This is a genomic window from Agrobacterium leguminum (genome assembly GCF_015704895.1).
Lineage (GTDB): Bacteria > Pseudomonadota > Alphaproteobacteria > Rhizobiales > Rhizobiaceae > Agrobacterium > Agrobacterium leguminum.
The window spans coordinates 1-19,876 of record NZ_JADQWB010000033.1 but is presented as its reverse complement, the minus strand read 5'-3'; the positions used below and the strand labels follow the sequence as shown (position 1 = coordinate 19,876).

The following is a 19,876-nucleotide window of genomic DNA, read 5'->3' as shown; positions in this document are numbered from 1 at the left end:
GGAGCGACAATCAGAAAACGACGAAGAACTTGTCAGCGACAATCAGCATGATAACTTGAGCCCGACCGCGACCTAAGAATCTCATCCAGATTGTCGCCAGCGTCTCATCCTGATCGCCGCGCTATACCTTGCCACTGCCGGTACCCGTCTATAATAAGCGCATAATCGGACACTGTCCGACGTGCGGAGGAACATGGACCTCTCAGGCCTCATCGCATATTGCAGCGCGCTGGCTAACGCCGCCATCATTCCCGGTCCCCAGATCGTGGCAATCGTGGCACAGTCATTGCGGTCAGGGTATCGGTTGGCCGGGTGGATGACGACCGGCATGGTGCAAGCGACATCATCTATCTTGCAGCAGCGCTCGCGGGCCTCGCTTATATCGCCGAAACGTTCACGACCTTATTGATCGTTATCAAGTGGGTCGGTGTCGCCTATCTAAGCTGGCTGGCCGTGCAGTTCTGGCGCGCCGTCCCACGGCCAGCCTAATCCCTACTACCCAGGAAAGCGACTGGAATGCGTTCATGTCCGGCATTCTCATTAGGCTGGGTAATCCAAAGTCCGTTCTATTTTATGTGTCCATTTTCCCTACAGTGATCGATGTTTCGACGGTGGGCATGGCGGACACCTTGCTGCTTACCGCTGTCACCGGAGTAATCTTGTTGATTGCGCAATACCCCTTCGCGCTGGCCGGTGCGCGGGCTCGGCACGCGCTGAACTCTCCGCGCGCGGTGAAGTTGATGAACCGCGGCGGCGCGGTTTGTATGAGCGGGGTCGCAACGGCGATTGCAACACGTCAGTAAAACTTTCCGGTTGGCCGCTTCCACCCCAACTGCAAAGTTTGGCACAGAATCCTCTATCGGTTGCTGTTCGCGTTCGATCTCCCCAATTATTATAAGCAGCAATTTGGGCAGCTTTTTGGTCCGTTTGACGCCGCTCGCGCTCTGGCATGTTCGTGACGCTATCGACTTCATACACGTCAACATCGTCCCGTATAGATGGTGGGGGAAGCCGTCAGTGTTTCTACCAGCGCGCTCGAAACCGGTTTCCGCAGTTTCAGGGAAACGACACCTTCGGCTTATCTGCGTGCTGTCCGCCTTCGCACCGCGCGTGAGGATATTCTCGATCCTCCGAAACCGGAATCCGTGATTGAGCTTCTCCACGTTGGTCGTCTTCCTCCTCCGATCATCGGGGAAGGGGAAACCATCGGAAACACAAAGGCGAGCGGTAAGAGGCTAATCAAATCGATAGATGTCCGATTTTCAGAAACATTGTCCACATTTTGCGTCTTTAGGTATCTCAGGGGACAAAGGTTAGCCGTTGTTAACCTTCACAATTGTCTAACGGTAGCCAGCCAAGTGCTCACGGGAGGCAGACGCGCAGGGATAAAAGGTCAGCCTACTGAGCACGCCACCCGTCGCCGCTCGAATGATTCGAGCGGCATTTCGCTCAAAGCTCGACTGGAAGCATGGCGCTTTCCTCTTTCGGCTACGCAGGAACTTCAATTAATGGCTACAAACATTTTCTCACGCATCAGTACCAAGCTCGCGCTCATGTCCGGGGCAGGCTTCCTTCTTATGGTACTAACTACGTTGGTTGGCTGGATTCTCGCCCAAGACGCCAATGAGGCGACCTCACGCGCATTCACTCAAATGACTATTTCCCGTAATCTTGTCGATGCAAAGGCTTCCGTGCGCGGCATGCAGATCGGCGTACGCGATCTCCGTCTGGCCCGCAAAGCCGATGATGCGAACAAAGCCATTACCAGCGTGCAGGAGCGCTATCACTCCGTGCAGAAATATCTGGACGAAGCAAAGGCGCAGATGTGGACCCCGGCCAACAGGGATCGCGTTCAGACGATCAAGAATCTCGCCGAGACCTATTCAGGTATGGCCGGCGATTTGGCGAAGGTGGTCCAAGCCAGATCGAACGGCGTCGCATCAACCAAGGAGATCGATAGCAAGGAGGAGGAACTTCGCTCATCCCTGCTTGCAACTGCGGAAGCGATGACGAAGACGCTGGACGAAGGCGTTTCGGTCGCGAAGAACCTTGCGACTGAGGCCGTCAATGAGAGCCAAGGGGTGCAGGCGTTTACGCGCATCGTTAACATCGGCATGGCATTCGCCATGATGCTGCTGCTGATCGGTTCCGCCGTGTTCGGCGCACGATCGATAGCGCGGCCGATCGGCAGGCTGACGCGCGGTATGAGCGTTCTGGCTGGTGGTGATCTGGACACGGATGTTCCGTTTACCGATCGTCGCAACGAAATCGGCGAGATGGCCCGCGCCGTCGAGGTGTTCAAGCAGAACGGTATCAAGGTGCGCGAGATGAACGCGCAGGAGGCGGCGCTTCAGGCGAAGAGCGCCGACTTGCAATCGAGCATCGGCGAGGTCGTCAACGCAGCGGTGGCCGGCGACTTCACGAAGCGCATCAACAAGGACTACGACAACGCCGACCTCAACCGGTTCGCCGCCCAGGTGAACGAACTGGTGACTTCGGTCGATCGCGGTGTGGCCGAGACCCGCCGGGTTATCTCCGCATTGGCGGAAGGCAATCTGACGGAAACCATGCGCGGCGAGTTCCAGGGCGCCTTCGGCGATCTGCAACAGAACGTCAACCAAACGCTGGCGAACCTGCGCTCCGTTCTTGGTGAGGTACGCTCGGCCATCGACACGATCAATGGCGGCGCCGGCGAAATGCGGATGGCCTCAGGAGATCTCTCCAAGCGCACAGAGCAGCAGGCCGCCTCGCTCGAGGAAACCTCCTCGGCCTTGGAAGAAATCACCGCCGCCGTGCGGAGTTCGACCGAGCGGGCGACGGAAGCCAGCCACATGGTTGACGAGGCGCGTCGCAGCACCGAGCAGTCGAGCACGGTCGTTAAGGATGCCATCTCGGCGATGGGCAAGATTGAGCAGGCTTCCGGCGAGATTGGTCAGATCATCAACGTCATCGACGAGATCGCCTTTCAGACGAACCTCCTGGCGCTCAATGCGGGCGTCGAGGCTGCACGCGCCGGTGACGCCGGCAAGGGCTTTGCCGTCGTCGCCCAGGAAGTACGGGAACTGGCCCAGCGCTCGGCCGGTGCGGCCAAGGACATCAAAGCCCTGATCTCGCGTTCGGGCGAAGAAGTGAACTCCGGCGTCAAGCTGGTGACAGCAACCGGAGAGGCGCTGTCGCTGATACAGGGCCATGTGGTCAAGATCAATGAGCACGTGCATTCGATCGCCACTGCAGCGAAGGAGCAGGCGACGGGGCTTTCCGAGGTCTCGACCGCCGTCAACCAGATGGACCAGACGACGCAGCAGAACGCCGCTATGGTGGAGGAATCGACGGCTGCGACCAACCGGTTGGCCGACGAGGCCGCGAACCTTGCTCGACTGATCACACGCTTTAGGCTCGACGGATCGGCATCCCTGCCGCGCACGGTCGTCGCCGACAGCAAGTCGGCTCCTTCCCCTGCCCGCGCACTCGGCCGCAAACTCGCCGGCGCCTTCGGCGGCGAGGGGGCAACCGCAGTTGCCATGGATACCTGGGAGGAATTCTGATGCAGACAACAGCGATTGCCCCAAACCAAGCGACGATGCAAACGGCGCCTTGACTGCGGGCGAGCGAAGGTTTCCGCACCCACGATCTGGAATAGATGGCTCTGACTGCCCTGCGGGCAATCAACACCGGTGTGGTCGTGATCGATGAGTTGCACATATGCTGGCCGGATCGGCATCCGCACGCCGCGAACTTCTGAATCTGCTGCATATCTAGGTACGCGCTACGTATTCCCTTGCTCGGTGTCGGAACGCAGGAGGCCTGTATGGCCATTCGCACCGATCCGCAGATGGAGAATAGGTATCCTGCCGCTGTGGGAGCCCGACTCGAAGACGGCGACGTTGTTGATGAGCTCACCGCGTCACTACCCCTTCGAAGCTCCTCACCGGACTTAGTGCGGTCTAACCTGATCGGGAACATCGCCTCAAGGACGGAGGACGATCGGAGAGATGCTTGCCTTGCCGCGTGCGGCGATGATTTTTGCCACCTTGGGTATAAGTTCAAACCTGTACGGCCGAGGATAGTACTGTCCTTAAATTTACATTCGGAGGTCCCAGTTTCAACGCAGTAGACTTTTTTACGCCGTGCCAGCATATCAAAGACCTCAGAACGGCTGACGACATCTAGGCTGTGCTTAGCAATCGCAAACCGCTGGGTATCGTTTTCCGCGATGCATCCTAACGCGGATCGCTCGCGATTGCTGCGACGCGCGCGTCGCACAACCCTTGAAAACTAACCTTTCAGCCATCTGCTCCTTCTTGAGCGACCTCATTGGCAACTTTTACGAAGTTCAGAGCGATCTGCGATGGCGTGTCTTTCCGATGCGCGACAGCGAGACCCACTCTTATAGAGGTATGAGTGAGTTCGCGAAACACGACCCCGGCAATGGGAAGCTGGCGAAGGGATGCAGGGACCAAAGAATAGCCCAACTCCGCGGAAACGAGTGACAGGAGTGATCCGATCTGTGGAGCGGTTGGCCCCATGATCGGGTCTACGCCTGCAATACGACATGTTTCAAGTGCCGCGTCGTGGAGGCTTGTTCCCACCATACGCGGTGTCAGGATAAGTGGTGACGATCGTAGATCCCTTAGATCAATCGTTTTCGATCCGCCCGCATGGCCTGATGCAATAGCGACGACCAAATCCTCGTGCAACAGGGGAAGCGTCACAAGATCATCGCGGTCGCAGGTCGACGGGCGCAAGAGAGCTGTATCCAGCCGGTCTTCGGCAAGATGCGCAGCGAGCGCAACTGAATTGGTTTCCTCAAGGCTTACCTCCGCATCGGGAAATCTCCGATGGAAAGCGCGGATAATTGAAGCCACAATTGGGTTCAATGCAGCTGAGCCCGTGAAACCGAGACGAAGATGTCCGATCTCACCTTTTGCCGCGCGTCTTGCGGCGTGAGCCGAGACCGCGATCTGAGCAGGGATTGAGGCGATCGAGTTTTTGAATGCAATCCCTGCCTCGGTCAGCGTCGCGCCCTGAGAGGAGCGGTGAAACAACTGTACTCCTATTTCCCTCTCCAGATCTTTGATCTGCATACTTAGTGGAGGTTGGGCCAGACCTAAGCGGTCGGCAGCACGAGTGAAATTCCTTTCCTCAGCAATGGCGAGGAAATAACGAATATGTCGTAATTCCATGTGATACACCTTGTATATAGAGTCTGTACATATGATATATTGGATAGATGGTTGCGTCATGGATATAGTGATCTCGCGAAAGGTCACACAATGCTCCAAAATCGTTCGGCCACCACCGTGCAAGATGCGTCGCCGCATTCCCCTCATGATGATCGTCGCGTTGCATGCAGCGATGGGAGCGATACGCATTGGATTATGCCGGGATCACAAGATTATCAGCGGGCGGGCCTATCTCTTTTCCTCGTGGGGTTCGCGACCTTTTCCCTTATATACTGCGTTCAGCCGCTGTTGCCTGTATTTTCGGAAGCTTTTGATCGTAGCCCTGCTGAAAGTTCCTTGGCGCTGTCGCTCACGACGGGACTCCTCGCGATTGCAGTTGTACTGGCCGGAGCATTTTCTCAAGCTCTCGGGCGGCGTGGCGTGATGTTCGCCTCAATGGCCCTAGCTGCCGTATGTAACATCGCGGTAGGCCTCGCCCCAAATTGGGCAACTATATTGACTGCGCGCGCCATTGAAGGCCTCGTGCTTGGCGGCGTGCCAGCCGTGGCCATGGCTTGGCTCGCTGAGGAAATCGATCCTCGCCACCTGGGAAGAGCTATGGGCCTATACGTCGCCGGAACTGCATTTGGCGGCATGGCTGGACGGGTAGGCATAGGTCTGGTGATGGAATACACCTCGTGGCGTGCTGCCATGGTTGGGCTAGGAACGCTCGGCTTGGTCGCTTGTCTAGGCTTTCTACTGCTGCTACCTACATCCAGAAATTTTGTTCGACGCCCTGGCCTGAACCTGCGCTATCACTTGAGAGCATGGGCCACCAGCCTTTGCAGTCTCGCCTTGCTGCGGCTCTATCTCATCGGGTTCGTCTTGATGAGTATCTTCATCGCGCTCTTCAACTACGCATCATTCCGCCTTGCCATCGCGCCATTCAGCCTAAGCCATTCAACAATAAGCCTTATCTTCCTGGTTTATAGCCTTGGCATCGTATCGTCGTCCATCTCGGGATATCTGGCAGATCAGTTTGGTCGCCGTCGATTGATGGCGTTCGGATTGAGCATGATGCTGGCCGGCGTCCTGGTAACGCTCTCAACCTCGCTTCCAGTCATTATTCTCGGCATAGCTCTTGTCACCGCTGGATTTTTCATCGGTCACTCAGTTGCGAGTGGCTCTGTTGGCCGCCTCGCCGGTCCCCATAAGGGCCACGCATCATCGCTCTATCTCTTATTCTACTATCTCGGCTCGAGCGCCATCGGGTCCATCGCGGGATGGTCTTGGCAGCACGGCGGCTGGATGTCGGTCGTCATGTTGACGAGCGGGCTGGCAGTTGTCGGACTCATGCTGGTCTTGTTCTCTCCACACTCACCCGATGGCTCTAACTGAGTGACTCCTCACCCTTATAGGCTGAGGGTTTCACCCCCCCCTCCGCAGTACGGCCAACTATACCACTTTCGTTTTCTCAAAGTTGGCCCTTGGTAAGGGTATCCCGATCCCGAAAAGAACGGTGCTTGCTAGGTAAAAGCCCCTGCCAACCGAGCATCTGCACCGCGACTGCGCCGATAGCCGCCTCTACGATCCCAGCCAGAGAATGTAAAAGCGTAAAAAGACCAAACATACCTGTGTCAATCCCATGACGCTGCCAGAGATGGCATCAACGCTTTCCGAGAAACACCATCAGGGGGCTGTTTGTATCATTGTTCCTAGCTCGATCGCACCATTTGTGCTGCGTAAATGCATAGAGCCGCTGACGGAAGTGAATCCCATTCTCTCACCGGATGTTGTAGCGACCGATCGGCTGATCGTCATCACACAAATCCGATGAAGGACGGTTGGTCCGTTGTCTCAAAGAATGGTGCCCTCCATGATCTTTTTTTTATATATTATTATAGCCGAAACAGATACATGCCTGCGGCCCTGACATCCGGAAGCTTTCGTCAAGCAACTTCCTGAGAACGGATCTTAGAGAAATCCTCTATTGACATGCGATGCGCCGCTAGGTCTTCGATCGTTATAAGGTGTATGTCATGACGTTCGGCGAAGCGTTCCAGCTCGGGCAGGCGTGCCATCGATCCGTCGTTGTTGGAAATCTCGCAGATCACTGCGGAAGGCACAAACCCGGCCAGACGTGCAAGGTCAACCGCCGCTTCTGTATGCCCCTGCCGGCCGAAGACACCAAGTGGATGCGCGCGCAGCGGAAACATATGGCCAGGACGGGCAAACTCCTCTGGTCGAGCCTTCGGGTTCACGAGAGCCCGCACAGTTGTCGCTCTGTCGCTCGCGCTAATGCCCGTTGTTGTTCCTGGAATAAAATCTACCGAAACAGTGAATGCGGTCTGAAAGCTATCGCTGTTTCGAGCCACCATCAACGGGAGGCCTAGCTCGTCCAGACGCTCTCCCTCCATCGCAATACACACGAGGCCGCGGGCGCGGTTCATCATAAAGGCGATCGCTTCATCAGTGACGACTTCCGAGGCGATGATGAGGTCGCCTTCATTCTCCCGATCATGGTCATCGACAACGATGACCATCTTCCCGCCTCTCATGGCGGCGATAGCATCGGCTACACGCGAAATTGTCATAGTACATTCCTTTCCCTTCGAGCCTCGAAGTCGTGAACGACCGCCAAAAGTTGATCTCCTATGAACGCGGTTTTCTCCTGAGTTACGGCGGTCCGAGCCTGTCCGTCTACAGGACCCGCTTCGGTCGCATAGAGCGTACGACACACAATCCTGGCATTAAAAAATGCCGAAGAGCGATTCGAACAGGTGTCAATCATAATGTTCGGGTGCCTTGCGCACTGCTACAAAGGACGCCTCAATACTTCCCTGTCGATAAGCTCGAGTAGACCAGTGTAGGAAGCCCTATAGACAGTCACCCGACGATAAGAGTCACATCCCAAGACCGCAAGACCGGCTCTGCAGTGCCGCTGCCAGCGACTGGGTTGCCCCCAATCTACCATCGGAGAAAATCAGCGGACGGATATCTTCTTCAACCCGTACCGCGGTTACTCTGCCAATAACGATCGAATGCGAGCCAAAGGGGATTTCACTGTCGACATCGCAAAACAGGTTGCATTGGGCGCCATTCAAGTACGGCGTCCCTAGGCTCTCGCGGAACCAGTCACCCATTTCGAAACGGGCATCGCCTTTAAGCTTTCCACTGAAGGCGGCCACGAGATCTTCGTGGTCGGTGGTCAGGACATTGACGCAAAACCGACCTCGATTGATCAGCGGCGCATAGATGCTGGCGTCGTGGTTCACGCAGACGAGCAGCGAGGGCGGGTCCATGGAAAGTGAACTGACGGCGGTAGCGGTCATCCCATGGCGTATGCCGTCGAAATCGTCGGTGCTGATGATTGTCACCGTCGCGGCAAGGCGACGCATCGCTTTCTTGAAATCCAGTGTGACCTGGTCGCATGGGCTCGTATTGTCGCTCGACATGGAATGATCTCCTGTTCCTGGGTGCATCAGAAGGAAGCAACCCGTTGGCTTGCCACCGGGTCGCAATCTCAATCAGCCGGCAACGCGCATCGGCTGCGCATCATTGCGTTCGCGCAGGCCTGACTTTTCCAGCAAGGGCATGACTTCGGCATTCCACTGCTTGATCCCGTTATTGTAGTCGAGCCAGCTCAGGCAAACGCCATCCATGCCGGCATCCGAAAGGAGACCGAGATGATCCACCATCATTTCTGGCGTGCCAACCAGAGGGAAACCCGCCCAGCCTGCCTTGAAATGGTATCGGAACTGCTCTGCCTGGTCGGGCGTGAAGATGCCTGTCTGGATCCCGAGCTCCTTGACGATATTGTCGCAAGCCTGATCGTCGCCATAGTCAAGCACGTAACGGTCGACGTAGCTTTTTGCCTTTTCCAAGGTCTCTGCCACCGAGACATAGGAGTAGCACCAGACTTTGAGGTCACGGCCAAATTCATTCTTGGCAAGGTCCTTATAGGACCGAACCTGTTTGGCCACACCTTCGAGGTCATGGGCGCCCAAAATGATAAAGGCCGCGTCACAGTGCTGGGCGCAATAGCGCTTACCCCGTGCCGAACCACCGGCATTGATCAGAAATGGCCGGCTAAGGGGCTTCGGCTCCGAAAAAGCCTGCTCGATATTGAAGTATTTGCTCTTGTAGTCGAAGTACCCTTCGGTCGTCCAAGCCTTCTGTGCGATCTCCAGCCACTGGTCAGCAAAGTCGTAGCGTTCGTCGTGCTCCATCATCGAGCCGCCGAACATCCTCATTTCCGGACCGAACCAACCACAAATGATGTTGAGACCGAAGCGACCGCCGCTGACATGATCGATCGTTGCAGCCTGCTTTGCTGCAAAAAGCGGATGCACGGTCGGCACATGCGATGTCGTAACTGTCGCAATCTGCTTGGTGGACGCAGCGACTGCCGCCGCCCAAGTATAGGTTTCGAGGCTCGTACCTCCGAAATTGCTATCGCCGCCAAATCCGCGCCAGCGCCCAATAGGGATCGCCGCCTCGAACCCGGCTTCGTCGGCCAACTTCACCGTCTCAATATTGGTTTTCCAGTCCTCGGCACGGTGCACCTCGGGTGCGGTTGTGATCGCGCATCCCCCATGCGCATTGATGGCAAAAACCCCCAGCTTCATCTTGTTTGTGGAACTGGCCATAGGGTTCGAGCTTACTTGAGCCATTGCGTTCATGTCATTCTCCTCCATAACATTCGTGGCTTGCAGATATAGTCGAGGAAGGTCGATCCCGACCTTTCCTCCCAATCAATCAGATCCCGCTGAGCGCATCCGAGCGCCAGACCATCATCTTTTCGGTTTGCATGTCGTGCATCGTGTGGTGCATGCCCCCAACACCAAGTCCCGATTGCCTTGCCCCGGCAAATGGCATCCAGTCGACCCGGAAGAGCGTATTTTCGTTGACCATGATGCCGGTCCCGTCAAGGTGGCGATAGCAGTGCATCGCCGTATCTATATTCTGCGTGAAGACAGCAGCCTGAAAGGAAAAAGGCAGGTCGTTCGATAACGCGATGGCGCTGTCGATATCGTCATAACCGTAGACGCATACGACCGGGCCAAAGATTTCCTTGCGCGTCACATCGGCGTCAGTTGGTGGCTCCATGAGCACGGTATTTGGATAGCAGCTATCGGATATTTTCCGGCCACCTGTGACAAGGCTCGCTCCATCGGAAACGGCTTGGTCAATCCATCGACCGACGCGCTCCACTTCGCGATGAGTGATAAGAGGACCAACCTCCGTTTCCAGATTGAGGGGATCGCCGACAATCATTCTGTCAGCGATGACTGCCAGACCCTGTGCGACGTCGTTCACCACCCGCCGATCACAAAACACGCGCTGCACGCCGACACACGCCTGGCCGGCATGCCAGAATGCCCCTTTGCCAATCCTCGGCAGGGCCATCTCAAGGTCCGCATCATGCGAGACGATGATGGGCGCGACACCTCCATGTTCGAGCGCACATCGTGCGCCGGGAGCCAATTTCGACCGCAACATCCACCCGACGGCGGCCGAACCGATGAAGCTCAGGAAGCCCACGCGCGCATCGCTGACTAGTTTCGTTGCTAGTTCTGGCTCTGGAACGACCATCTGCGCCCAGCCGCTGGGCAAACCTGCTTCCTCAAATATGTCAACCAGAGCCTTGCAGGAGAGTGGGGTTGTCGTCGCCGGCTTAAGGATGACAGGCGCACCCACGGCAACGGCCGGCGCAATCTGGTGAACGACCAGATTAAAGGGGTGATTGAATGCACTGACACCCACGACGACCCCGATCGGCTCGTATTGCGTGAACGCGATGCGATCGGCGGATGTCGCATTGAGGCCCATGGGTATGACGCTTCCCGCGTTAGTGCGAAGCTCCTCAATGCATGTTCTGATGCCGTCGACGCCACGATCGACTTCGATCAGGGAATCCCTGAGAGGCTTCCCACCTTCACTGGCCGCCTGGCGAGCAAGAACTTCGCGACGCTCTGTGATGATCTCTGCCGCCTTGTGAAGGATCGCGATGCGCTTCTGCTTCGAAATCCATTGGCGACGATCGCGAAACAGCCCGAAGGCGGTCGCGAGTGCGTTCTCGATATCATCCGGTGTCGCCGCCTTGACATGGCCGACCTGGCGCCGGTCATAGGGTGACAGAACCTCGATCATCGTCATCAATCTCTCCTCATGCTATCGACCAAAGTGTGTAAGTCTCTGAAAAGTTTAGGCACGGCTCGTATTGGAACCGGAACCGCTTTCAGGCTGGAACCGGCATCTCCCGTGGCTGTGTGTCGAGGAATGACGGTCGGTGGCTGAGCGAGCGGGCAAATGCATCCAAGGCTGGAACATCGGGCACCCATTCAGCTGTTGGGAACCGGAAGCGGACATAATCGAGCAGGACGACAGCTGCGATAGCGTCGATCGTCGGTGTCCTGCCGGCGATTGTGGAGGAAGCCTCCTCAAGGCGTTTCAGCACATCGATGATGGTACGTCTCCTGCGCAGTCCAACCGCAGTTTCGTCGAAGCCGGCGTCTGTCATCTTGCGCCCGATAATAATGGCCGCGGCGGCTTCTATTCCGCCGACCGCCACACCTGCCCTAGCCAGATGTCCTGCGGGATCCGCCCCGAAGAGTGAAGCCGACTGGCCAGCGTATGCCGCTTCGAGCCAGAAAACGATCAAAAGACTTTCTGTCAACTCGATACCGTTTTCGAGAACGAGCGTCGGTACGCGAACGCTCGCATTGGCGCGCTTGAGGGCCGGGTCGTCTTTCCAGGGATCTGTCAGGTAGCCATCGTAAGCCACGCCTTTTTCGGCGAGCGCAATCCGAACCAGGCGCGCGAATGGCGATGTCGTACTGTAAAATAGTCTCATGACTTCCTCCCGAAGGCATATGCTTCAACGGTTTGCGGCTCTCGCCTTCCTCAAGGTACAGAACGGCCGCACCCGAATTCGCTTTTCGATTTGACCGCCGGCATGCTCCTGAACACCGCTGCCGCTTCACTCAGCTTTTGAGAAATTTAAGCGCAACCCCGAATGCAAGTCGAATAACCCGGAGCATCGAAACCGATAGGCATTGCTTATGGATATAGCGTGGTCGACTACCCGTGGATATGGATCTCCCCCCGGCATCGTCTCGAAGCGGGGCAGCAGCTTTATTATAGGAGAGGCCATCGATCGGTGTTACGGCTGCAAGGGAATCCCTGACGCACTAATGATCGGCCGCTGCCATCGACGCGGACCTGACGTATGTATGCTGTCGCCGTCGGCGGTGACAGCGACCGTCACGGGCATATCCCTGACCTCGAATTCGTAGATCGCCTCCATGCCAAGATCGGCAAAGGCAACGACCCTGCTTTTGCGTATCGCACGTGCCACGAGATATGCGGCGCCGCCCACTGCAGTCATGTAGGCGCGGCGATGTGATTTGATCGAAGCAATTGCCTGCGGCCCCCGCTCAGCTTTTCCGATCATGGCCAAAAGCCCGAGATTCAGCATCGTATCGGTAAACTTGTCCATGCGGGTGGAGGTCGTCGGACCAGCCGGGCCAACGACTTCTTCCCCAACCGGATCGACCGGACCGACGTAGTAGATAACCCGGCCCTTGAACTGGACCGGGAGATCTTCACCCCGCGCGAGAATATCCTGAATGCGTTTATGCGCGGCATCTCGACCAGTGAGTAGCTTGCCCGATACCAGGAGGCGGTCGCCTGCTTTCCATTGCGCAACTTGATCCGGCTCCAGCGTATCGAGATCGACATGCAGAGCCGCCGCATCCGGCTTCCAGGGAATATCAGGCCACGTCGACAGATCCGGCTCCGGCAGAAAAGTCGGCCCAGATCCATCAAGGACGAAGTGGGCATGTCGGGTGGCTGCACAGTTTGGGATGAGCGCAACCGGTTTCGATGCGGCATGCGTTGGCCAATCGATAATTTTCACGTCCAGAACAGTCGTCAGTCCGCCTAGGCCTTGCGCTCCAATGCCAAGCGCGTTGACCTTGTCATGGAGTTCAATCCGAAGCGCCTCGATATCATTGCTCGGGCCGCGCGCTTTAAGTGCTGACATGTCGATCGGAGCCATCAGGGACTCCTTTGCCATGATCATCGCTTTTTCGGCGGTTCCCCCTACCCCGATTCCCAGCATTCCGGGAGGACACCATCCCGCTCCCATGGTCGGGACGGTTTCCAGCACCCAGTCCACCAGCGAATCCGATGGATTGAGCATCTTGAACTTTGCTTTGTTCTCCGATCCTCCACCCTTTGCGGCGATGGTCACTTCGACCCGATCGCCAGGCACCAATTCGAGATGAAGGACACTTGGCGTGTTATCCCGCGTATTGAGGCGCCGGAACGCCGGATCGGACACGATCGAAGCCCGTAGCGGGTTGTCCTTGTTGAGATAAGCCCGCCGCACCCCCTCATCCACGATCGCCTGCAGGCTTCGGTCAGATGCAAGGAGACAGTCCTGCCCCCATTTTATGAAGGTCGTGACAATTCCGGTGTCCTGACAGATCGGGCGATGCCCTTCAGCCGACATGCGGCTGTTCATCAAGATTTGCGCAATTGCATCACGCGCTGCTGGCGACTCTTCTAGTTCATAGGCCTCTGCCAAGGCATCGAGATAATCGGAGGGATGATAAAAGCTGACATATTGAAGAGCATCGGCGACACTTTCAACGATGTCCTCGGGACTTATAGTAGGCATACCTTCCTCCAAAAATCATATCCTGCGAAACCTGGCGCCGTGGCGAAACTCAAGATAGCCTTGCCGATCCATATCGTCTAATAATGCCAGCCGAGCTTCCCGATAGGTGACAGTTATGGAATTCCGGCATTACCGCTATTTTCTAGCCGCGGCAGAGGAGCTGCATTTCACGAGAGCCGCACAGCGTCTCAACGTGGCTCAACCGGCCCTCAGCCAGCAGATAAGGCAGTTTGAGGACGAGTTGGGTAGCCAGCTTTTCCATCGCCTGACCCGTGGTGTCGAGCTTACCGAGGCGGGCGAAGCTCTGCTGCCATTCGCCCGCGCCGTCCTGCTCGCCAGCGAGCAGGGCGCCTTGGCCGCTCAGCGTGCAGCCAAGGGGGAACTTGGCAAGCTTCGCATCGGATTCACGAGTTCGGCATCCTTCAATCCCATCGTCACAAGCGCGATAGGCCGGTTCCGGCAAGCATACCCGGAATTGGAACTGGAGTTGCAGGAATACGCAACGACGATCTTGATGCAGTCGCTTCGCGATGGACGCATTCAGCTTGCCTTCGCGCGGCCCGCAGATGACGAAGTCGAGGGCTTCCGCCACACTCCTCTTCCTGACGAAGCGATGTGGGCGGCCTTACCGGTGAGCCACAGGTTCGCCGAAGCGGATGAATTCCCTCTGAGCATGCTTTCAGGCGAACGTTTCATCGTATACCCAAGGACCAATGGCAGACAGCTTTACGATGCGATGATCGCAGCGTGTGGGCAAGCAGGTTTCAGTCCAAGGATAGTACAGGAAGCCCCTCAACTGGCCTCGACCATCAATCTGGTCGCCGCAGGCGTCGGTGTAGCACTGGTGCCGGCCTCCATGCGCCACGTGAATGCTCCGGGGGTTTCCTACCGTCGGATAACTGAGCCGGTTCCTCTCGCTTCGATGCAACTGGTCCATGGTCCTGATCTGCTCATGACGGCGGCAGTACGTAATTTTATCCGTTGTCTGGAAGATGCGAAGCGAGAGGCCCTGGCCGAAAATCCGCAGGCCATGTGGGTAGAAAAACCCCGTTAAGGCGCCTCGACTTGCCTGATGACATCCATCACGCTCCCGTCCCGATATTCCACGACGGCGACGATCGGCGCTTCTTGCCTGTTCGGCCTGTGCCGGGCCGACGAACCTGTTTTGGCAGCTGCGAGCCTTCGTAACTCCCCTATATCCAGAACCGTTATCCCCTCGGCCACCAGCAGGCGCCTGATTTCCTCTCGTCTCGGATTGACAGCTACTCCCACCTCCGTGACCACGACATCGATGGTTGCCCCGGGTGTTGTTCGGCATTCGACCAGATCCACGACCTTTGCATTCGTGCCTGAGGTCAGTCGGGTCGTGACGATTGTCAGTTTCGCGCCCGAAGCTGTGTCCGCATGCCCTCCGGAACCGCCAATGATCTGGCCGCCGTTCACCGCCGTGACATTGACGTCAAAGTTCAGATCCACCTCGGCGGCCCCGAGGACGACCACATCCAGACTGTCGACCATGGCCCCTTTCGAGGCGGGACTCGCGTACAACGATGCCGAAATCGCGATGTGTCCTCGGTCCTGCCGATAGGATTCGACGGCCTCAAGGTCAAAGCACTGCACATCGAACAATGTCCGGAAAAGCCCTCCCCTGAACATCTCGACGATCGCGGACGTTACGCCACCCAGCGCAAACCCACCAACAATGGATCGTCGGCGCATGCTGGCGGCAAGTTTCTCTGCAACCGCCAGCGAGATCCCGCCGGCGCCCGCCTGAAAAGAAAAGCCGTCTTTGAGCAAGCCGGAGGTCTCGATGATCCGAACGGTTGTCTCCGCAATTGCCTCGGCAAGAGGGTCAGAAGCCACGCGTGTTGTTCCTGAAACGATTCTTGCAGGGTCCCCAATCGAATCGACCTCGACAACGAAGTCGACCAGGTCCTGCGATATGTCGATTGCCGGCAGGACCCTCTGGCTCAACGTGTCTGTGATCGCGACGACCCGATCGGCGTACCTGGCATCCACCATTGGGTAACCCAGCGGTCCACATGCCGCCCTGCCGAGCGAGCCGCTCAAATTGCCGGAAATATCCGCGGCCGGCGCTGCAATGAACGCGACGTCGATGTGGAGGTCGCCGGTCTCGATCGCCCGTGCGCGCCCTCCGTGACTCTGAAGGACCGCCGGCTTAGCCAATTCGCCGCGTGATATCGACGTTGCGACGGGGCCGACAATGTAGCTGGAAATGATCCGGTCGACGACGCCGCTTCTGATGTGATCGACAAGTACCGCATGCGCCGGAAAAATCGAGGTGGCGGCAACACGGAGGTTTCTAAGTCCGAGCCCTGCGACCTCCTCCATCACGGCGCGAAGAACATCGTCTCCGTTTCTGAGATGGTGATGAAACGAGATCGTAGCGCCATCCTTTAATCCGCATGCCAAAATAGCCGCGCGGATGGATTCCAAGCATTTCTCTTTGTCGCTTTGCCCTCGGTGTATGACGGCGCCCACTCGTTGGACGACGCATGAAGGAGAAACGCCTTCCGCGTAAAGATGCACAGCGCCATATCCGACTATGAACTGCGGGATCTCCGATTTCAATGTTGCATCGAGAACATCTGCCGTTTTACTCATGTGCATCGACACCTCGCGCAGTCTTCAAGATTGATTAGGGGACTGGGAGCGGGTCCGGTTCGCGTTCGATGACGGTGAAGCGCCAAGTATCCGCTTTGCCCTGGCGAGAATCGGCTTATCGATCATTCCACCGCGAAACGAAAAGGATCCGGAGGTTTGATCGCTTCTTTCATAAGCATCCATGACCTCGCGAGCCCAGTTGACCTCGCTATCGGCAGGCATAAAACCATTGTTGATGAGCTCGATCTGGCCCGGGTGTATCGCCAGCTTTGCACCAAATCCGAAGCTTTTCGCCACGCCTATGCTTGCAACCAGCGCCTGATCGTCGCGAAAATCTGCTGTGACACCTTCGATCGGTGCAGGCCGATTTGCCAGTCTTGACCGGAGCACCAATTCAGAACGGGCGCTTGCCAGCCCGATACCGTCGCCTGCTATACACAAATCTAGGCAGTAGTCGATAGAACCGAATGCCAGCCGCGCGACCGATTCATGCTGCGCGATTGACGCAACATTGGCTATTCCGGCTGCCGTTTCGATCAGTCCAACGACGATCAGCCCGTCCGCAATTGCAACTGCTCGGGCGACATCCGCGACTTCCTGGGTCTTTGAAAGCATTATTCCTTGGACACCCGCCGCCCTGCACGCGTCGAGATCATCCTTGAACCATGGGGTATCGGATGCGTTCACCCGCACCAGCACGCGGGCCTTCTCTTTCCCCCATTCATGGGACTTCAAGGCGAGGCGCGCTGCCCCCTTGCTCGCCTCGGCAACCGCATCCTCGAGGTCGACGATCACAATGTCGGATAGCGTAGACAACGCCTTTTGAAACCACTCCTGCCTGTCTCCTGGGACAAATAGAAACGACCTAGCCTCAGCAATGAGCTTGCGCGTATCGGTCATGCTGGCACCTCCAGCTCTCTCAAGATCGCAGCATTGTGCTCCCCGACGCTCGGCACAGGCCCCATAGCCGGGGCAAACCCATCCGGAAGCGCCGGCGGCAGCAACGCTGGAAGTGATCCGACGGGTGTTTTGACCTCTGTCCAGCGGCCCCTCGCGAGCAATTGCGGATGCTCCCAGACCTGCTGCATGGTGCGAACTTCCGCGTTCGCAATATCCGCAGATTCAAGGCGGTCGATCACCTGTTGAGCCGTGAACTTGCCAAACACCTCAAGGATCAGAGCGGTCAATTCACCGCGAGCGACCGAGCGCTTGCTGTTTGTGTCGAAACGCTCGTCGAATTGCAAATCGGGCTGCAACAGAACCTTGTCGCAAAATTTCGCCCATTCCCGTTCATTCTGAATCCCAAGCATGACGGTTCGTCCGTCACCTGCGAGGAATGGCCCATAAGGGAAGATACTTGCATGCGATGCGCCGGCCGGCACAGGGGGAGCAGCGCCGTCGAGCGCGTAGTATAACGGAAAGCCCATCCATTCCGTCATGCACTCCAGCATCGAGACATCGATGCGGCAGCCTTTGCCGGTCTTGCCGCGCTGGATGACAGCAGCGAGGATTGCACTATAGGCGTACATCCCTGCAGAGATGTCGGCGATCGAGCATCCCGCCTTTGCGGGGCCATCTTCCGTCCCGGTTACCGACAAGAAACCAGCCTCACTCTGGATCAGGAGATCGTAGGCCTTCTTCGCATGGTAAGGGCCGCTGGATCCATATCCAGAGATATCGCATACGATCAGTCGATCATTGATCGTCTTCAGTTCGACATAACCAAGACCCATGCGATCGGCGGCGCCGGGCGCTAGATTTTGGACGAAGACATCAGCCTGACGGAGCAGGCTTTTCAGAACATTGAAATCTCCTGGAGATTTCAGATCGAGAGCTAGGCTCTCTTTCGAGCGGTTGACCCAGACGAAATGCGACGCAAGGCCTCTTGCTCTGCTGTCATAGCCTCGCGCAAAATCACCTCCGCCCGGGCGTTCAATCTTTATTACCCTGGCTCCGAGATCGGCCAGATGTCGCGTGCAGAAAGGAGCGGCAATCGCATGCTCTATGCTGACGACCATGATGCCACTGAGCGGACCGGACATTCCCATGCGCGTTTCCTCATTTTTTGCTCGTCTTCGACGGTTCTGAGGTGCAGCTTCGCGCAAGCACACCATTGCGTCCAATATCTCGAATGGAGGAAATCGATATGCGCTGCTTATGCCTAGTCATGTGAATATGACAAAACCGCTATAGCGCCTTTGCACCGCGCGGGGCGACGTAAAACGGATCGCAGCGCGCTATCGACCCGAAGGCAAAGGGGTAGATCGACGAAAATTCCTTGCTCTTGCGGGTGTAGATCCGATGGATGGACCGGCGGCTGCTCGTGGGTCGGTATGGTCTGAAGAGCGCGAAACTGAACGCCGTCGCGAATGGCGTGGCGCATGTCGGTGCTTACCTGACCGGCGGATAAAGACTGATCGGCGGTCCCTGCTCGTAGCCCTATCGCGTGGCACGAATGCGCTGCTTTGTCGGCAAATCCGTCGCGCGAAAGCTCCTGCAAGAAGCTGTCGGCTTTCAGGCCGGCCAAGATCGCATCGAGGCCGGGCTCGATCTGCGGGCCAAGGGCAAGGCCCTGGCCACCGTTCTTTTTCATCGTGGGCATCAATGCGGTCGTGCCGTCGGCGAAGGTGGCCTGCCCATTCGTAGACATCTTGGAAAAGATGGCGATGGATGCCGCGCAGATGCACAGAATCGAAGATTGGTCTGTTCCAGACCTTGATGCGACTCGATCAGTCGAATAGCGAGCTGCGCATGCTCCTTGAGCTCCAAATCTTCGTAAGAATTGGCGCCATCGTCGAGGGTATCTCCCGGCAGCACTGCTTCCCATTGGCGCTGGATTTATGATCGATCGATTCGGCCTCGTGGATGGAGTCTCAACCTTAGCGACAACGGTGGTCGTGATCGCCATGGCATGCCTGCTTATCGAATACCTCTACGATGATCACTGAAGCGACGATCCTGGCACCTTTCAGTGATGGTACACGAAGCGCTCACCGTCTGATCATCACCCTATCGTTATCCGATCCATCCCGTTAACACGCGCGCCGCGCTATCGTAGCGGTGTTTGCGTGTGACAAGCGCGGCGTGTCATGCAAATGACGTTCCCCGATGCCGAGTTCCCATCGATAACACTGTCCTCGAGGCGGACATCGTCAGCCAGTGTCGTCAGGCCACGGTTCCGCAGCCAACCCTTACCCCAGGCGCATAACTGGATAAGGATCGGCCCGATCGTCTTGCCTTCCTCGGTCAAGGAATACTCCGCTTTCGGCGGAATGACTAGCACTACTTTGGCAGAATATATTCTGCTGTCCGAATTTGCCCTTTGCAGTGGGGACATCGGATTGCCATCATGGGGATGGCAAGTGCGCTGATGACGGCTCGACGAACGGCTGGCAGGGTCGGC

Annotated in this window: 18 protein-coding genes; 6 read left to right on the top strand and 12 right to left on the bottom strand. The window is 57.1% G+C overall.

The genetic code is table 11. The features are described 5' to 3' along the window. The first annotated feature begins 312 nt into the window (after window positions 1-312). The 4 genes from I3J13_RS26030 (at window position 313) to I3J13_RS26085 (ending at window position 4,114) form a co-directional block, all read left to right on the top strand. Window positions 313-489: a LysE family transporter gene (locus I3J13_RS26030; RefSeq protein ID WP_338081659.1), complete on the top strand. Its 177-nt coding sequence runs from the start codon at window positions 313-315 to the stop codon at window positions 487-489. 35 nt (window positions 490-524) lie between these two features. Continuing rightward, window positions 525-803 (top strand): LysE family translocator, encoded by a 279-nt coding sequence (locus tag I3J13_RS25310; RefSeq protein WP_268884171.1) that lies wholly within the window; start codon window positions 525-527, stop codon window positions 801-803. Window positions 804-1,508: 705 nt separating this feature from the next. Then, window positions 1,509-3,545, top strand: coding sequence for a methyl-accepting chemotaxis protein (locus tag I3J13_RS25305; RefSeq protein WP_196380640.1), 2,037 nt, complete (start codon window positions 1,509-1,511; stop codon window positions 3,543-3,545). Window positions 3,546-3,778: 233 nt separating this feature from the next. Continuing rightward, window positions 3,779-4,114, top strand: a complete 336-nt coding sequence (locus I3J13_RS26085) for a hypothetical protein (RefSeq protein ID WP_196380639.1) — start codon at window positions 3,779-3,781, stop codon at window positions 4,112-4,114. A 169-nt stretch (window positions 4,115-4,283) separates the two neighbouring features. On the opposite strand, the gene I3J13_RS25295 is transcribed toward I3J13_RS26085, so the two are convergent. Beyond that, complete coding sequence (locus I3J13_RS25295; RefSeq protein WP_196380638.1) at window positions 4,284-5,183, bottom strand: LysR family transcriptional regulator; 900 nt, start codon at window positions 5,181-5,183, stop codon at window positions 4,284-4,286. Between the two features lie 90 nt (window positions 5,184-5,273). Here I3J13_RS25295 and I3J13_RS25290 point away from each other — a divergent pair, with 90 nt between their 5' ends. Further along, complete coding sequence (locus I3J13_RS25290) at window positions 5,274-6,560, top strand: MFS transporter (protein WP_196380637.1); 1,287 nt, start codon at window positions 5,274-5,276, stop codon at window positions 6,558-6,560. A gap of 551 nt (window positions 6,561-7,111) precedes the next feature. Here the strand turns inward: I3J13_RS25290 and ribB are convergent. The 6 genes from ribB to I3J13_RS25260 all read right to left on the bottom strand — a co-directional run bounded on the left by ribB (window position 7,112) and on the right by I3J13_RS25260 (window position 13,848). Further along, window positions 7,112-7,756 carry a 3,4-dihydroxy-2-butanone-4-phosphate synthase gene (gene ribB / locus I3J13_RS25285; RefSeq protein ID WP_196380636.1) on the bottom strand — a complete coding sequence of 215 codons (645 nt, stop codon included), beginning with the start codon at window positions 7,754-7,756 and terminating at the stop codon, window positions 7,112-7,114. Window positions 7,757-8,065: 309 nt separating this feature from the next. Further along, window positions 8,066-8,617, bottom strand: a complete 552-nt coding sequence (locus I3J13_RS25280; protein ID WP_196380635.1) for a flavin reductase family protein — start codon at window positions 8,615-8,617, stop codon at window positions 8,066-8,068. A gap of 72 nt (window positions 8,618-8,689) precedes the next feature. Further along, a complete protein-coding gene (locus tag I3J13_RS25275; RefSeq protein ID WP_196380634.1) occupies window positions 8,690-9,844 on the bottom strand; it encodes an LLM class flavin-dependent oxidoreductase in 1,155 nt (384 codons plus the stop codon). A gap of 76 nt (window positions 9,845-9,920) precedes the next feature. Beyond that, the gene (locus I3J13_RS25270) at window positions 9,921-11,321 is read right to left on the bottom strand and encodes an aldehyde dehydrogenase family protein (protein WP_236001150.1); all 1,401 of its coding nucleotides are present in this window, start codon (window positions 11,319-11,321) and stop codon (window positions 9,921-9,923) included. Between the two features lie 82 nt (window positions 11,322-11,403). After that, window positions 11,404-12,018: a glutathione S-transferase family protein gene (locus tag I3J13_RS25265; protein ID WP_196380632.1), complete on the bottom strand. Its 615-nt coding sequence runs from the start codon at window positions 12,016-12,018 to the stop codon at window positions 11,404-11,406. Between the two features lie 309 nt (window positions 12,019-12,327). Next, window positions 12,328-13,848 carry a fumarate hydratase gene (locus tag I3J13_RS25260; protein ID WP_196380631.1) on the bottom strand — a complete coding sequence of 507 codons (1,521 nt, stop codon included), beginning with the start codon at window positions 13,846-13,848 and terminating at the stop codon, window positions 12,328-12,330. Window positions 13,849-13,963: 115 nt separating this feature from the next. On the opposite strand from I3J13_RS25260, the gene I3J13_RS25255 reads away from it, so the two are divergent. After that, window positions 13,964-14,902 carry a LysR family transcriptional regulator gene (locus I3J13_RS25255; protein WP_196380630.1) on the top strand — a complete coding sequence of 313 codons (939 nt, stop codon included), beginning with the start codon at window positions 13,964-13,966 and terminating at the stop codon, window positions 14,900-14,902. On the opposite strand, the gene citF is transcribed toward I3J13_RS25255, so the two are convergent. From citF to I3J13_RS25230, 5 genes are all read right to left on the bottom strand, one after another. Continuing rightward, entirely contained in the window at window positions 14,899-16,473 is a 1,575-nt protein-coding gene (citF, locus tag I3J13_RS25250) for a citrate lyase subunit alpha (protein WP_196380629.1), read from the bottom strand. The two genes, I3J13_RS25255 and citF, sit on opposite strands and share 4 nt — an antisense overlap. 24 nt (window positions 16,474-16,497) lie before the next feature. After that, window positions 16,498-17,373, bottom strand: a complete 876-nt coding sequence (locus I3J13_RS25245; RefSeq protein WP_196380628.1) for an HpcH/HpaI aldolase/citrate lyase family protein — start codon at window positions 17,371-17,373, stop codon at window positions 16,498-16,500. Continuing rightward, window positions 17,370-18,521 (bottom strand): CaiB/BaiF CoA transferase family protein, encoded by a 1,152-nt coding sequence (locus tag I3J13_RS25240; RefSeq protein WP_196380627.1) that lies wholly within the window; start codon window positions 18,519-18,521, stop codon window positions 17,370-17,372. The genes I3J13_RS25245 and I3J13_RS25240 overlap by 4 nt, the downstream gene beginning before the upstream one ends. Window positions 18,522-18,634: 113 nt before the next feature. Further along, on the bottom strand, window positions 18,635-19,075 hold the full coding sequence (locus I3J13_RS25235; RefSeq protein WP_196380626.1) for a hypothetical protein: 441 nt from the start codon (window positions 19,073-19,075) through the stop codon (window positions 18,635-18,637). Window positions 19,076-19,522: 447 nt separating this feature from the next. After that, complete coding sequence (locus I3J13_RS25230) at window positions 19,523-19,810, bottom strand: winged helix-turn-helix transcriptional regulator (protein ID WP_236001152.1); 288 nt, start codon at window positions 19,808-19,810, stop codon at window positions 19,523-19,525. Between the last annotated feature and the right edge of the window lie 66 nt (window positions 19,811-19,876).